The sequence below is a fragment of the Methanosarcina sp. UBA289 genome, from assembly GCA_002496565.1.
Taxonomy (GTDB): domain Archaea; phylum Halobacteriota; class Methanosarcinia; order Methanosarcinales; family Methanosarcinaceae; genus Methanosarcina.
On the sequence record DAKJ01000004.1, the window covers coordinates 213415 to 227754 of the forward strand.

Sequence of the window (14340 nt, forward strand, 5' to 3'; positions counted from 1 at the left end):
ACTCCCTCTGTATATCAGGAGTCTTTTCTCTGGCAGAAACCTTAGTAGAGATCTTCGCTGGAATTTTCTTGGTTTTCAATACATTTTAAGGCTTCAAGTTTCCTTTTCGCGTCTGCCATGTCGGGATAGAGGCGCAGGATTTCATTGAAGGTGTTTATAGCCTCGGCGTACCTTCCGAGTTTTCCGAGGATAACTCCCCTGTAATTCATGGACTGCACATCGTGAGGTCTTATCCTGAGCAGCCTATCAAAGGCTCTAAGGGCATCCTCGTACTCTCCCATTTTTGCAAGAGAGATCCCGAGATATTTCAGGGACTGCTCGTGCCAGGGGTTAAGGGCAAGAGCTTCGCCAAAGGCCCGGCAGGCAGTTTCATAGAGTTTCTGTTTAAAGCAGACAACCCCTATATTATATATCGCCTTGATGTTTTCAGGCTCTTTTTCCAGCACAAGGTCAAAGGCTTTTAGGGCTTCCCTGTACATTTCAAGCGTGCAGAAAGCGATTCCCTTGTAGTTCAGGACATCGATGTTTTCAGGTGAAATCTCAAGGATGCGGTCAAAATAGCCAATAGCTTCCTGGGCCCGGCCGAGCTTGACAAGAGTCGTGGCTGCGTTGTACAGGGCTTCTCCATTCTTCGGATTGAAAAGGACGGCTTTTTCAAAAGCTTTCAGGGCTGCCTCTGGATTTTCGAGTTCCAGCAGGCAGAGCCCAAGGTAGTTCAGGTTTTCAGGGTCTTCGGGGGAGGCTTCCAGTAGCATTCCAAAGGTATCGGCGGCAGCTTCGTATTCTCCGAGATTGAAAAACACAAGCCCGCTGTAATAAAGAGCTTCCCTGTGTGCCGGGTTCTGCCCCAGAACTATATCAAAAGCCTCAAGGGCTTTTTCGTACTCTTGAAGTTCCATTCTGGCAATTCCGAGCCTATAACAGGCTTCAATATAATCCGGAAAATCAGGCGCGAACAGGAGCACTCTTTCGAGGTCTCGGGCAGCTTCCTCAAATTGCTGGAGATTGAAACTGGTCGCTGACCGGTTGTAGAGAGCATTTATATTCTCAGGGTTCAGGGTTAGAACGAAACTGAAAGCTTGGCTAGCTTCCTCGTACATATTTAATTTTAGAAGGGAAAGCCCCATTTGTTCCCAGGCAGCTTCCAGGGTTGGGTCTAACTCTACGGCTTTTTCAAAAGTTTCAACGGCTTGCTCATCCTGATCAATTTCCTTTAAAGCAAGTCCTGATACATACCAAATATCGGCAGCTTCGGGGTTTACCTCAAGGATTTTTTCAAATATCTCATGAGCGGCTTCATAGCATCCCAGTTTAAACTGTGAAAGCCCTATCTTCTTCCATGCATCTTCGATTTCAGTGTCATTTAATTTATCTTCTAATCCTAATTTATTTTCTAATTTGAATTTACATTTTAATCCGCGGCCTTCATTCTGTTCTTCTCTCTGAGTGCCATCCGAGCTTAACTCGTTAATTTCTTCAGAAGTTTCCGTTTGATCTCCCAGGGTAGCCTGTTCGAAGGACTCCAGGGCTTCAGCATAGTACCCATGAGAAAATAGAATGAGCCCTCTTCTGTACCAGGCTTTTTCAAAGTCAGGATAAAGGGAAAGAAGTTCTGAAAATATCTCTAGAGCTTCTTCAGGTCTGCCGAGCTCCTGAAGTGCAATCCCTTTGCCGTAAAGAGTCTCTTTTGAAGCCGGTTCGCTCGCTGTAAGCTTTCCAAGAGGCAGCAGGGCTTCTTGATACCTTCCAAGCTCTATCAGGGAGAATGCAAACTTTTCAAGGAGTTCTTCAAAACTCTTGGAGTTCTCGAAAGCCGGAATTTCTCCCATGCTTTCCTCGTAGTTTTCTTCCCCAAGCTCTCCAGTGCCTTTAATATTAAGGTTTTCAGATTCAAGTTCGAGAAGGGTGTCAACTGTAGAAACCATTTCTTCTAGCTTGCCAAGTTCGAAAAGGGCTAGGGCTTTTTTGTACAGAAGTTCTGGATTGGTTGCTCCCGCGTTAAGGATAGAGTCAAAAATTTCCACGGCCTTTTCATATTCTCCGTTTTCAAAGTAGGAAATTCCTGTATAATAAGATATTTCGGGTTGCTGACAGCCTAGATCAAGAGCGTTTTCAAAAGATTTTACTGCTTTTTCAAAGTTCCCCAGCCTGAAGAAGGCAATACCCCTACAGTAATGCAGATCTTCCTTTTTCGGGCAATATTCCAGTGCCGTTTTTAATGCTTCAACGGCCTCCGGATACTCTTCAAGCTCGAAATGAGTATAGGCTTTTTGCTCAAGGGCGTAGGTACAGTCAGGCTTCAATTTAAGGACCGAGTCAAACATCGTCGCAGCTTTCTTTACATCTCCAAGGGCTTTTAAAGCGAGCCCTTTCCTGAAGAGGACGGTTTTTCGTTCTGGATTTATTTTCAGAACCTGATCAAAGAGTTCCAGGGATTCTTCGTAAAGCTCCTGCTTGAAGCAGGCTGTACTCAGGTGTGCAAGAGATTCAGTATCGGACGGTTTTCTTTTAAGGACTTCTCTAAAACCTGAAGCGGATTCCTCATATCTTCCTGACCGTAGTAAAGCGAGGCTTTTCATGTAAAGGGCATCAAGGTTTTCAGAATCTATTTTAAGGGCTGTTTCAAAAACTCTTATAGCGTCCTCAAAGTTCCCAAGTTCAAGATAGGAATTCCCTAACTGATAACAGGCATCCTGATAAGCAGGGTCAAGCTCAAGGATTTTCTCAAAGTCTTTTATTGCCTCATCATGCTGCTTCAGCTTTGAATGGGATATGCCTTTCAAATACCATGTCTCTATAAACAGGGGATTCTCTTCAGCAAGCCTTGAGAAAACCTCAAGCGCTTTTTCGTAAGCCTCCAGCTTGATAAGCACAAGTCCTTTCCAGTAAAGCGCAGAGAACTTTTCTTCAGAGTTATCTTGTGCAGATAGGTTTTGTTCAAAGATACTTTGTTCAGATAAGTTTTGTTCAGGGCAGTATACAAAAGAGCCTGTCTCTGAACCCTCACATACTTCTTCAAAAAGAGAAAGGGCTTTATCATACTCTCCAGATTCAAAGCTGACGATCCCCAGCTCAAACTTTACTTCTTTGTCGTCGGGGTCGAGTTCCAGTATTCTGGCAAGGGTTGCAGCTCCTGCTTTAGATTTCTTTAACTGCAGAAGGCAAATCGCCTTCTTATGAAGAGCAGTAAGGTTCTCCGGATTTTTTTCAAGTACAGCTTCAAGAGTTTCCAGGGCAGCCTCGTATTGTTCGGTTTCAAACAGACAGAGGCTCCAGTACTCAAGAGCTTCCTCCCTTTCAGGATTAATATGAACGGCTGATTCAAAGGCATATGCCGCTTCCTCTAGCATGTTTATTCTATAAAGGCTAAGGCCTTTGTAGTACCAGAGAATGTCGGAATCCGGCTTTTCTTCAAGAGCGCTCTCAAAGGTTTCAAGGGCAGGGAGGTACCTTTCAAGTTGCATCTGCGCAAAGCCTTTGTAAGTTTGGGCGTCCTCGTAATCGAGATTCTTTATCTCATCACATAAGGGGTTATTTATTTCATCACAACTGAGATTTTTTATCTCACTGTGATCGGAGTTATTTATCCTGGAGTTATCTATCTCCTTATATTCTAGATTTTTTGCAATTACTTTGTCAAAGGCTGTTATAGCCTCTTCAAAACGTTCCAGTTTTATCAGGGCAAGCCCTTTTCTATACCAGGCTTCTCTGGATTCCGGCCTTTCACTGAGCACCTTATCAAAAGCCTGAAGCGCAGTCTCGTACTTTCCGATTTTCATTGCAAATTTTCCTTTCCTGCACTGGATTTCTGAATTTTCGGGATTTTTCTCAGCCAGCTTTTCAAAGGTTTCTAGGGCTTCTTCCTGCTTTCCTAGCTCGGCCTGTGCAGTCACAAGGTTGTCTAAAAGCTCGGGATAATCGGGATTAAGAGTCAGGATCTTTTCAAAGCATTCTAAGGCAGTTTCTGGCCTTCCGAGCTTTAGCAGGGCTATTCCTCTATTGTATAAGGAATCAAGATCTTCAGGACTTGTTTTAAGGGCTTCGGCAAAGGCTTCGCTGGCTTTTTCATATTCGTTGGCAGCCAGTAAAATCAGTCCTCTATTCCTCCAGGCTTCCTCAAAGTCAGGCCTGAGGTTCACAGCTTTTTCAAAAGCCTCAAGGGCTTCTTCAGTTCTTCCAAGATTCCCGAGCACTATTCCCTTATTATTCCAGCCTTTCTCGAGATACGGGTTCAGCCGCAGACCTTCTTCAAAAGCTTTGAGGGCTTCTTCGTAGCGTCCAATGGAATAGAGAGCAAATCCCTTATTCATCCAGCAGGCTTCGTTGTCGGGTTTTAGTTCTGCAACTTTATCAAGAGCTTCCAGGGCTGGCTCAAATTTTTCATTCTCAAGAAGAATTAATCCCTTCCGGAGCCAGAGCCTATAGTTTTCGGGTTCTTTTTCAAGGCTCTGTGAAAGCGATTCAAGAGCTTCTTCAATACAGCCTAATTTGACCAGTATAGTACTTCTGAGCTTTTGGGCTTCAGTAAATCCTGGATTATGTTCAAGCATGGAATCTAAAGCTTTGAGGGCTTCCTCATATTTTCCTTCTCTAGCAAGCAAACGTCCCTGCTGGTACAGGGCATCCCCATATTCAGGATCCAGTTCTACAACTCTGGAAAAAGCCTGCGCAGCCTCCCCAAAGCGCTGCAGTTTCACGAGAGCAAGAGCTCTGTTGTACCATATTTCCTTCATTTTCGGATACATTTCAAGCACAGAGTCAAAGGCTTCAAGAGCTTCTTCATATACCTCAAGTTTCATCAGAGCAAGGCATTTGTAACTCCAGGCTTCGAAATAAGTGGGATCCAGTCTAATGGCTTCTTCGAAAGCCTCTATGGCATCATTGAGCCTGAGCAATTGGATAAGAGCAAGGCCTTTCTTGAGCCAGGTTTCTTTATTTCCGGAATTAATCTTCAATATTTTAGAAAAAGTTTTTTCAGCATCCTCATAACGGGAGAGTTCGCTTAAAAGAATGCCCTTTTGATAGAGAGCCGTCTCGCTGACAGGAAATCTCTTTAAAAATGCGTCAATACATTCTAGAGCTTCTTCATTTTTCCCAAGCTTTATCAGTGAATAATATTTTTGTTTCCAGGCATCCTTCTGCCTAGGGTTTGCCTGAATCAGATAATCAAAACATTCCAGCGCGGTTTCGTGCCTTTCAATCCTTGCAAGAACCAGGCCTTTTGCGTAGCAAACGTCTGCATTTTTAGGGTTTATCTCAAGTGCGTGATCAAAACATTCTAGGGCTTCTTCGTAGCTGCCAGCTTTTCCATTTACGGTCCCCAGGGCATACCAGGCAATTTCACATTTTGGTTCAAGTTCAAGTGCTTTCTCAAAACAAAGAATCGAAGCTTCAGTTTTTTCCAGTTCGGCAAACGCTAGGCCTTTCTGGTACCAGATTTTTGGATTTTCAGGATTTATTTCAAGAGCGTTGTCATAGGCTTCAAGAGCTGCTTCAAACTTTCCGAGGGTGGCCAGAGTAATTCCTTTTTTGTACAGGGCATCGAGATTTTCTGGCTCTAAGTGCAGGACCTGATCAAGGGAGTCAAGGGCTTCTTCTGGTTTTTTGATTTTTAACAGGGCAAGTCCTCTGTTGAAAAGAGCGCCGGTGTGATCCGGGTTCTTGTCCAGAATCTTGTTGAAAACGTTAATCGATTTTTCGTACTTTTTTTGTCTGATCAGACCAAGGCCTCTTTGAAAGGCTTCATCGTGATTGATAACCAACTCCTCCGATCTTTTTTTCTAATCATATTCCTGCGCTTTTTTACTCGTATTCCTGCAGCTCAAAGATCTAAAATTTAAATGCTAGCCTTTTTTATCAGGCCTTAATAATATTTTGCTTTGTTTTCCGATTTTAGCGTTTTTGCGAGCTTTTACCTTTCACTTGTCATTAAATTACTCTTTTCCAATAAGCTAACTATTTACAATTGTTGACCGTTAAATTTAATACTTCATCCATCCAAAAACCTATTTATCATCAGCAATTTTTATCTAGGATCTAATCTCCTAACATTGTATATAAACGATCCTCAATAATTGAGCGTGGAAGAATAATTTTTAGTTTGTTTTTTAACTATTTTTTGAAGACGTCCTCAATGAACGTTGCAAGCCGGTTAAATTATAAATCTAAAATCTAAAATAAATTTCTAACATTTAAATTAAATCATAGTGATTCCTGACAATGCTTCCTGAAGATGCCGACATGTCTCTTTATTGAAACAAACAAGGAAAATCTTTTCAGGTAATTCATTTTCCTGAAGGAATTTTATCATTTCGGAAACTGCAATTCCTGCAGCCCTCTCCGAAGGAAAGTTATACGCTCCTGTACTTATAGCTGGAAAAGCGATGGTTTTTACAGCGTATTCCTTTGCAATATCAAGGCTTTTTCTGTAGCAGGAAGCCAGCAAACCATCTTCTCCTTTCTTGCCTCCCTGCCATACAGGACCGACAGTATGTATTATCCATTTTGCAGGCAGGAAATATCCCTTTGTAATTTTTGCTTCTCCTGTTGCACAGCCTTTTAAACCCTTGCATTCTTCTAGCAGTTCGGGTCCTGCGGCTCCGTGGATTGCGCCATCGACTCCTCCTCCAAGAAGAGTTGAATTTGCAGCATTTACGACTGCATCCACTTCCAGTTTTACGATATTTCCTTGAATTATTGTTATCCTGTCTGAAATATGTAACATAGTTTCTCTTTTGCTTCTGTTCTTTCATATATAATGTATAATGTGCTTACAGAGCAATATCATTATCACTATATTATTTTTATTGCCTGAGATGCTTTAGTTCTGCTATTTTATATTATTTTCTTCCTTTCTTTTTCTGCTTTATTATTTTGTTTTACTTTTTACTTTACCTGCCTACTTATCCTTTTGTTGCTTCAGTATAGTTTTTCTTTGATGTTCATATCTTCATTTTGTTCATTCCCAAACAATCATATAGCATAAAATCTAGATTATAATAGTCAATCTGGGCATGGGGATTTCCGGTTTTCCGAAGGTGGTTATTTGCCTTTGATGGAACACTGAAACTTTTGATATGCCTCAATGGGGTTACAAGACCTATGTTAATTACTGATCTGAAAGATCAGTTGAATGCTGAGAACCTCTTGAAAAATTAAAAGGTTAAAAACTTCCAAATTGAATTTAATATAGGGGAGATAATTATGGATGAAATGACACTTAAGGAGAGACTTTTAAACGCGTTGGAAGGGAAAGAAGTTGACAAAGTGCCGGTCTGTTCTGTAACCCAGACAGGAATCGTTGAATTAATGGATGAGGTGGGGGCTCCCTGGCCGGAGGCTCATTCTAACCCTGAGCAAATGGCAAAGCTTGCAATTGCAAATTATGAGCTTAGTGGGCTTGAAGCTGTAAGGGTTCCATATTGCCTTACTGTACTTGCCGAAGCCATGGGCTGTGAGGTTAATATGGGGACCAAAAATAGGCAACCCTCAGTTACTGCACATCCATACCCCAAAGATCTAGAGGGTATGGAAATGCCTGAGAATCTGCTTGATATGGGCAGGATCCGGGCTGTACTTGACGCAATCAAAATTATAAGGGAAAGAGTAGGACCAGATGTACCTATTATAGGAGGAATGGAAGGACCAATAACTCTTGCCTCCGATCTGGCAAGTGTAAAGTCCTTTATGAAATGGTCTATTAAAAAACCTGATATGTTACGGCAGGTACTGGATTTTGCAACTGATGCCACAATAGCTTATGCAAATTCAATGGTTGTTGCAGGAGCAGATGTTATCTCAGTTGCTGACCCTGTAGCATCTCCTGACCTGATGAGTCCGGATTCTTTCAAAAATGAACTCCAACCAAGGTTACAGAGATTTTCTTCAGAAGTAAACTCAGTTACAGTACTGCATATCTGTGGTGGCGTAGGTCCTATCCTTGACTATATGGCAGATTGCGGTTTCGAAGGTTTGAGTGTTGAAGAAAAAGTTGGTAGCATAAAAAAGGCTAAGGAAGTGCTTGGGGACAGAGCAAGGCTTGTGGGAAACATCTCAAGTCCCTTTGTTCTGCTTCCAGGTCCGATTGATAAGATCAAAGAAGAATCGAAAAAAGCTATTGCTGAAGGTGTGGACGTACTGGCACCTGGTTGCGGTATTGCACCTATGACTCCGCTTTCCCACATTAAAGCTATGGTCGAGGCAAGAAACGAGTACTATGCTTGAGGGGCCTGAAAAATAAAAACAGTTTTTTTAATTTTTAAACAGGTTTCTGCTTTTTACTTTTTTTAATTCTACTTTTTGAGAACCTGTTTTTCTGATCCTATTTTTGAACGTTCTCAAGTCTTGGGCCAGGTCTTGAGCTTCCTTCAGGCTATAAATCTTGAAAATAGGAAAAAGGAGAAGGGCCTCAATTAGGATATGTGAATGAAAAATTTTGGAAAAACTTGGATGAAATTTAGTAATAACCAAGGTGCTGGAAATTCAAGGCACCCAGGTCGTTCAAATAAAAATCCAAATTTTACTCCTAAATTTTTTGAGGCCAACTTTACAGGTTTTCTGCTGACCAGTCAGCTGCAGCTTTTACCCAGATCTTAAGTCTGTCAGATGTGCTAAGAGGTGGAGTCCCACATCCGAGCTTACTTGCTTTTGCTCCGCTGTCAAGGGCCTTTCTGACTTCTGCAATAATCTGTTCTTCCGTACCATCAACCATCAGGAGGGGAGTCACGTTTCCAACCACAGGAACGTCACGTGCAAGTTTTGTAGCTTCACCCATATCGACCGTTTGATCGATACTGAGGCAATTTGCTCCGGTGGCGGCCATACCTTCAATAATCGAGGTTGTATTCCCGCAGATGTGCAGTTCCCAGGGGCATCCATTCTCGTGGATGAAGTCTCCGAGCTCCTTTTCTGATGGGCCTGCTACTTTATAATAGAACTCAGGCATCAGGAGGTTTGGGGATGCCGATGCATCGGAACAATAAAAAGCGTCAGCTCCAGCTTGAGCACAGGCTTCAGCATAAATTTTGCTGATCTCAAGAGATACTGAAAGCCATTCCTGCATTTTCTCCATGTATTTTTCTTTCTGAAGGCACCTGTAACTAAGTATGGCAAGATTTTCGGCACCCATCAAGTCTCCGAGAAGGGTAATCGGAGCTTCCATGAGGGCATAAGTAGCAACATCAGGGTATCTTTCCTTTGCAAGTTTAATTGAATCTATTGTGGTCCTGACAAACTTGTTTTCAAGGAAGTTATCATATTTCACGTCTTCCGGTTTTTTAAATATGCCCCTCACTGAAGGGTGAATGTCAACCCTTCCCATTTTCACATCAAGCCCAGTAGCAGCAGATTCAACAAACATACCAAAGGCTACGACGAGGTTATCAATACCTGTCTCCATAGGAGCACAGCTCGCAATGTTTACCATCATCTCTGCATTGGAGTGATAGTCAGGCCAAACCGCTCCAGTCTTTTCGATGTACTCCTTAAGCATTGCAACACCGGAGATTACCGGGATCCTATCAACAGGTTTTCTATTGAGCATTGCAAGGACCCTTTCTTTTGATGTCATCTCATTGATCAATTTTTTCAACTCCGCTATTTTTCTGATCTAACAACGATTACGTGAAGTGTTCAGTTAATTGAGATTCCTTGGAATAGTTAGTCCCATCTTTCAGACTCGGATGAAAAACCGGCAACTGCTTCTTTTAGCCAGTTTGCTGCACTTGCAGCATCGACAGGGGATACATCAGCTCCGATTTCTTTGGCATAATCTGCCTTAATCGGGGCTCCACCTACCATTACTTTAACCTTACTCCTGATGCCTTCCTCTTCAAGCAGTTTGAGAACTTTTGGCATTTCGGCCATGGTTGTGGTCATCAGGGTGCTCATGGAAATTGCTGTTGCTCTGTTCTCCTTTGCAGCCTCCACGAACTTCTGGCTCTCGACATCATTTCCAAGGTCTACGCAGTTGAAGCCGTTTGCACTGAGTAAAGTCTTTACAAGGTTCTTCCCGATGTCGTGTATGTCTCCCTCTACTGTCCCTATGATGACGGCAGGTGGCTTTTCTGTACACTCTTCGTCATTCTTTAGGTATGGAGCCAGTATATCCATTCCTGCATACATGGACCCTGAAGCGATTAACAATTGGGGCACAAAAGCTTCTCCCTTCTCATATTTTTTGCCTATTCTGTTCATGCCCTCTGCCAGCCCTTCGATAAGGGTCTTGAATGGATTCATCCCAACCTGAAGGGCAACTTTTGTCCAGCCCTGAGTTATTTCATCCTCGCCGTCCATCACGCATCTGGCAAGTTTGTTAAGGATGATAGGTGGCATATCAACGCCCGTGGCAAGGAGCTTCTGGGTAAGTTCCTTTATCGCCTCCTCATCTTCATCTTCAGCAGCCTCATCCATTTGCTCTATTAATTCTTGTACTTCCTCTGGTAAACTATCCATTTTACATACCTCAAATTGATTAAGTCGACTGGCTTGCACATTTAAAAAAATAGTGAAGTGGGAATATGGGGAAGTATCCGGATCTTCACCTTAGGGAAGTGGGAAAATAGGGAAGTGGAAAAATAGGGAAGTGTCCGGATCTCCACCTTTCCACAATTAAATATTTAAACTAAAGATATTTATAATATCCGGCAACAAAAAATAAATAGCATCGATCTTATCAATCTCGTTTTTGTTATAAATATGATTGTTAAAAAAGCACTATTGTATATTATATAATGGCATTTACAAAATAAATGAATGGGCTAAAAATCAATGAATTGTGTGTAATCTACATGTGTATTCCATTGTAACCCGTTAACATAATCAATATGGTTGATTTTGCGTTAACTCCTCATATATGTTAACGAATATTTGCCTGTGAAAGGGAGCAAACAATTACAACGTATAATGTAATTTATATAACTCTTAAGTTTCTCATTGAGCTTTCGACCTATTCTTTTGTATAGTTCTTTGATTCTGTATCCAAAAAACTCAACAAGCTCAAGAGTGAAAAGGGATATTATCCGTTATTTATGGTTATACCTCTTTCTTTTGATCGCGTCTGTGATTTTTGATCAAATCTGAAAAAAGAGCATATCCAATGTATTAAATTTGAAAGTCGGTTTATGCCAGTCAGTTTTATGCTTAGATTTTTTCAATAACTGATCTCTATATATAAAAATATTTTAAAAGAAAAATGGGAAGAACTTGCCTCAGTTAGAGGCCATAGTTCTCCGGCTTGAAGACTTTGACTTCTTGTTTATACTTTGTAAGACAGTCACTCATGAACTTCTCTTTGTCGTCAGTAAGACTCTCTAAAGCTGCTTTTGCATCTGCAAGGGCTTTAGTTTCGAACCTTGAGAGTTCAAGTTTGCCCTTTGCCCCTTCTTCAACGATCTTGATGCATTCGATAGCAGCATTCTTAGCACGGAGGTAAATATCATTCCCGTCTTTTGCAATTGCCTGCCCGACTCTGTAGGCGTTCGGGTATGCGAGTACATAGCCCTGTGCGTCTCTGTACATATCCGAAGCTACGAACATATCCCTAAGTATTTTTTCGTTACCTGAATCAAGAGCAACATTCATTAGGGCACAGTCATAAGCTAAGGTCTCACCCCAACACTGAACTGTGGTACCGCCGAATTCACCGTGATATTCAACAGATTCGTTGGACCAGAGGTCACAGCATTGCATAACAACGTTACCCATCAAATCAGAGTGGGCACAGGTTGAGGTTTTGCCTTCTTGAGTTATAGGGACACCTGCAATTGCCTTTACAATAGTGTTCTCGTAACCGCAGTCCTTTCCAGGGCCGACCGCACCGGCTTCGTACGCGACAAGTGATCTGGCGGCAGAAATTGCTCTTGCAATGATTGCGAGTGTATGGGCGAGGTTCTTGTCCAGCAGCCCGCCTGCAATGAACATTGCAGTGTTTGCCTGGGCGCAATCTGTGTCACCAGATGCTATCACGTTATTCTTTTTTGCAATTGATACAATATCTTGCCAGATCATTTCCATATCTATGCTGCCAAGAACACCTATGCCGTAAAGTACTCCGGCCATATCGTTCCTGAGAATCGCATAGTCGAATACTTCTTTTCCACCCATTGACTCAACTGCAAGCATGTCAGCCCCATTCTGGGCACACTGCTCAAAAGCTTCCAAAAAGGTGTTGTACTTGTCTCCTCCTCTGAGCTCGAGGAATTCCCTGCTCTCACGGATGTCACCAATAGTGTGGCGGAGTGCGCACTTTATGCCGTATTCATCATGGTAATCCTCCATGATAGTTTTCTGGGCGTGAGCAACAGCTGCTCCCCAATCCGGGTGATTAGACATCTGCTGAACATGTTCGGTTTCAAGCACGACAGAAGGAGCTCCAATCTGGACCATCCTTGCCATAATGTCGGTGGTGATCCTTTCGTATTCTTTTATGAGCTTTTCTTTGGATGCGCCGGCTTCAGGTCTTGGGGCGTAGTTTACTTCAGGAGTTGTGTAACCGGCACCGATTTCAAGTCCCAGCCCGGCTTTAACTGGCGTGACAGCTCTTCCGAAAACCATCTCATCCGCGCTTGCATAAGCCATTTTAGTACATCTTTTTACTGCCATTTATTCCATCTCCTCAGTGTCTATGGAATTTCTCCCTCAGTTTTACGATATTATCCCCATGTGCCTTTACGAAATCGGCTATCTTCGCGGCATCGGCTGCTTCTTCACCGTACACTCCAAGCTCATACTGGGACACGAAGTCCTGGTTGACAGCACCGCCGCCGCATGCAAATGGAATCCTGTAGCCTTTCTCCAGAAGCTTATCATTAACTTCTTTGAATGCATACATGGTTGTGGTCATCAGGGCAGTACCTGTTAGCATCATGGGACTTTCTTTCTCGACAGCCGCTATTACTTCATCTACAGGTACATCTCTTCCGAGGTCCACTACATCATAACCAGCTGCTCTCAGTAGTGCGGCCACAATGTTTTTTCCGATGTCGTGCACATCACCTTCTGCAACGTGACAGACAATCTTTCCTTTGGTTTCAGGTGCTTTTCCTGCTTTCTCCTTAACGTATTCGATACCTTCCAACATGGCATCAGCAGACATCATAACGTTTGGCAGGAAAATGACTCCCTCATCGTAAAGCCTGGAAACTACTCCCATTCCAACCATTAATGCATCATTAATAAGGGAGATCGGATCCTTTCCGGAGCTGATGGCCTTTTCCAGCCCTTCAACAACATCATCTTCTTCGCCTTCAAAGATGGCTTTTGCAATCGGATAAATCATTGAATCCTTAGGGTAAAGCTCTTCTGCAGCATCTTCCGGTGTCATTTCCTTTTCCATTTTTACATTGTAACGAACCAGAATACCACTGGGATCTATATCTATCAAATGTCTAACCTCCATTTTGGCATTTGAGGAGCAAATAATCCCTAATTATTTACAGGAACCAAAGGGGCTAAATGCGAAAATTATTCCTTAATAGATCTTAATTAAATTTAGGCCTCTAAATTCCCCAATTTTTCTATAGAGGTCTCTATATGAGATCTAAACAGGTATAAAATCCCAAATTCTTCCCAATTTCTTAAAGGGACTCCTAACTCCCCTTAATTTAATTGGAATCCTATATATATAAAACTCACTGACCAAGTTTAAGGTTCTAATACTGAATTGTAAGCTATAATTTTCGCTATCTTGAGGCTTTACTATTCTAAATATCTAGTTTTAATGGGCTTTTTGCTAACTTAGGTACAGTCTAAAATACATAATTATGAATATCAAAAACCCTTACAACAGTCTATGGACAGTCTACGATTACTAGGTTTTCGGCAGATTTAGGCAGCTGCTAGGGAGTATTATACCAAGATTTCTCAATAGATCTAAAATAAATTCTAGATTTTAATAAAAATTATGTTTAACTCTCTCATTCCTTCCTTAATTTGGTTTATTGAGGAATCATTCTTCTCAAAAAGTATTTATATCAGTAATGCATCTATGAAATCCCCTGATCTGAATGGATCAGTGATCATTAAATCTATAGATTTTGCAAAGATTATATTCCGTGATAAAATCTATAGTCAAAAATCAGCTTAACAAAAGCTTTATATATAAGAAATTCCTTGTATGAATCCCTCACAAAAGCAAAATTGTGGGCATCTGACTCTCTTTCGATCACAAAAAGATCGAAATGGCAGTATCTCTATAGATTCAAATAAAGATTTGTTTTTGAATCCATTTATGAAAAACTGCCTAATGAGAAGCTTTATATACAAGAACTGTGTTGGATGAATCCTTCACACAGAGCGCTTGTGTGAAGGGGAATAACACAAAGCTTTATATACAAGAAATCC

General features: G+C 41.8%; 7 protein-coding genes. 1 reads left to right on the forward strand and 6 read right to left on the reverse strand.

Features of this window, described 5'->3' with window-relative positions; translation table 11 throughout:
- Nucleotides 1-41 precede the first annotated feature (41 nt).
- Both BP549_RS01440 and BP549_RS01445 read right to left on the reverse strand, forming a co-directional pair.
- A complete protein-coding gene (locus tag BP549_RS01440) occupies nt 42-5762 on the reverse strand; it encodes a tetratricopeptide repeat protein (protein WP_292377539.1) in 5721 nt (1906 codons plus the stop codon).
- 434 nt (nt 5763-6196) lie between these two features.
- On the reverse strand, nt 6197-6724 hold the full coding sequence (locus BP549_RS01445; protein ID WP_292377540.1) for an O-acetyl-ADP-ribose deacetylase: 528 nt from the start codon (nt 6722-6724) through the stop codon (nt 6197-6199).
- Nucleotides 6725-7203: 479 nt separating this feature from the next.
- Between BP549_RS01445 and mtaA the strand changes: the two genes are divergently transcribed.
- Entirely contained in the window at nt 7204-8223 is a 1020-nt protein-coding gene (gene mtaA, locus BP549_RS01450; protein ID WP_292375574.1) for a methylcobamide:CoM methyltransferase MtaA, read from the forward strand.
- A 322-nt stretch (nt 8224-8545) separates the two neighbouring features.
- Here the strand turns inward: mtaA and BP549_RS01455 are convergent, their stop codons facing one another.
- The 4 genes from BP549_RS01455 to mtaC form a co-directional block, all read right to left on the reverse strand.
- Nucleotides 8546-9580 carry a uroporphyrinogen decarboxylase family protein gene (locus BP549_RS01455; RefSeq protein ID WP_292377541.1) on the reverse strand — a complete coding sequence of 345 codons (1035 nt, stop codon included), beginning with the start codon at nt 9578-9580 and terminating at the stop codon, nt 8546-8548.
- A gap of 77 nt (nt 9581-9657) precedes the next feature.
- Entirely contained in the window at nt 9658-10452 is a 795-nt protein-coding gene (locus BP549_RS01460; RefSeq protein WP_292377542.1) for a corrinoid protein, read from the reverse strand.
- Nucleotides 10453-11211: 759 nt separating this feature from the next.
- The gene (gene mtaB / locus BP549_RS01465; RefSeq protein WP_292377544.1) at nt 11212-12600 is read right to left on the reverse strand and encodes a methanol--corrinoid protein co-methyltransferase MtaB; all 1389 of its coding nucleotides are present in this window, start codon (nt 12598-12600) and stop codon (nt 11212-11214) included.
- Nucleotides 12601-12613: 13 nt separating this feature from the next.
- A complete protein-coding gene (mtaC, locus tag BP549_RS01470; RefSeq protein ID WP_292377545.1) occupies nt 12614-13396 on the reverse strand; it encodes a methanol--corrinoid protein MtaC in 783 nt (260 codons plus the stop codon).
- Nucleotides 13397-14340: the final 944 nt, after the last annotated feature.

What these genes read in the sequence shown, in the direction of transcription:
- BP549_RS01445 (WP_292377540.1), bottom strand. Translation starts at nt 6,724, where the DNA reads ATGTTACATATTTCAGACAGGATAACAATAATTCAAGGAAATATCGTA.
- mtaA (WP_292375574.1), top strand. Translation starts at nt 7,204, where the DNA reads ATGGATGAAATGACACTTAAGGAGAGACTTTTAAACGCGTTGGAAGGG.
- BP549_RS01460 (WP_292377542.1), bottom strand. Translation starts at nt 10,452, where the DNA reads ATGGATAGTTTACCAGAGGAAGTACAAGAATTAATAGAGCAAATGGAT.
- mtaB (WP_292377544.1), bottom strand. Translation starts at nt 12,600, where the DNA reads ATGGCAGTAAAAAGATGTACTAAAATGGCTTATGCAAGCGCGGATGAG.
- mtaC (WP_292377545.1), bottom strand. Translation starts at nt 13,396, where the DNA reads ATGGAGGTTAGACATTTGATAGATATAGATCCCAGTGGTATTCTGGTT.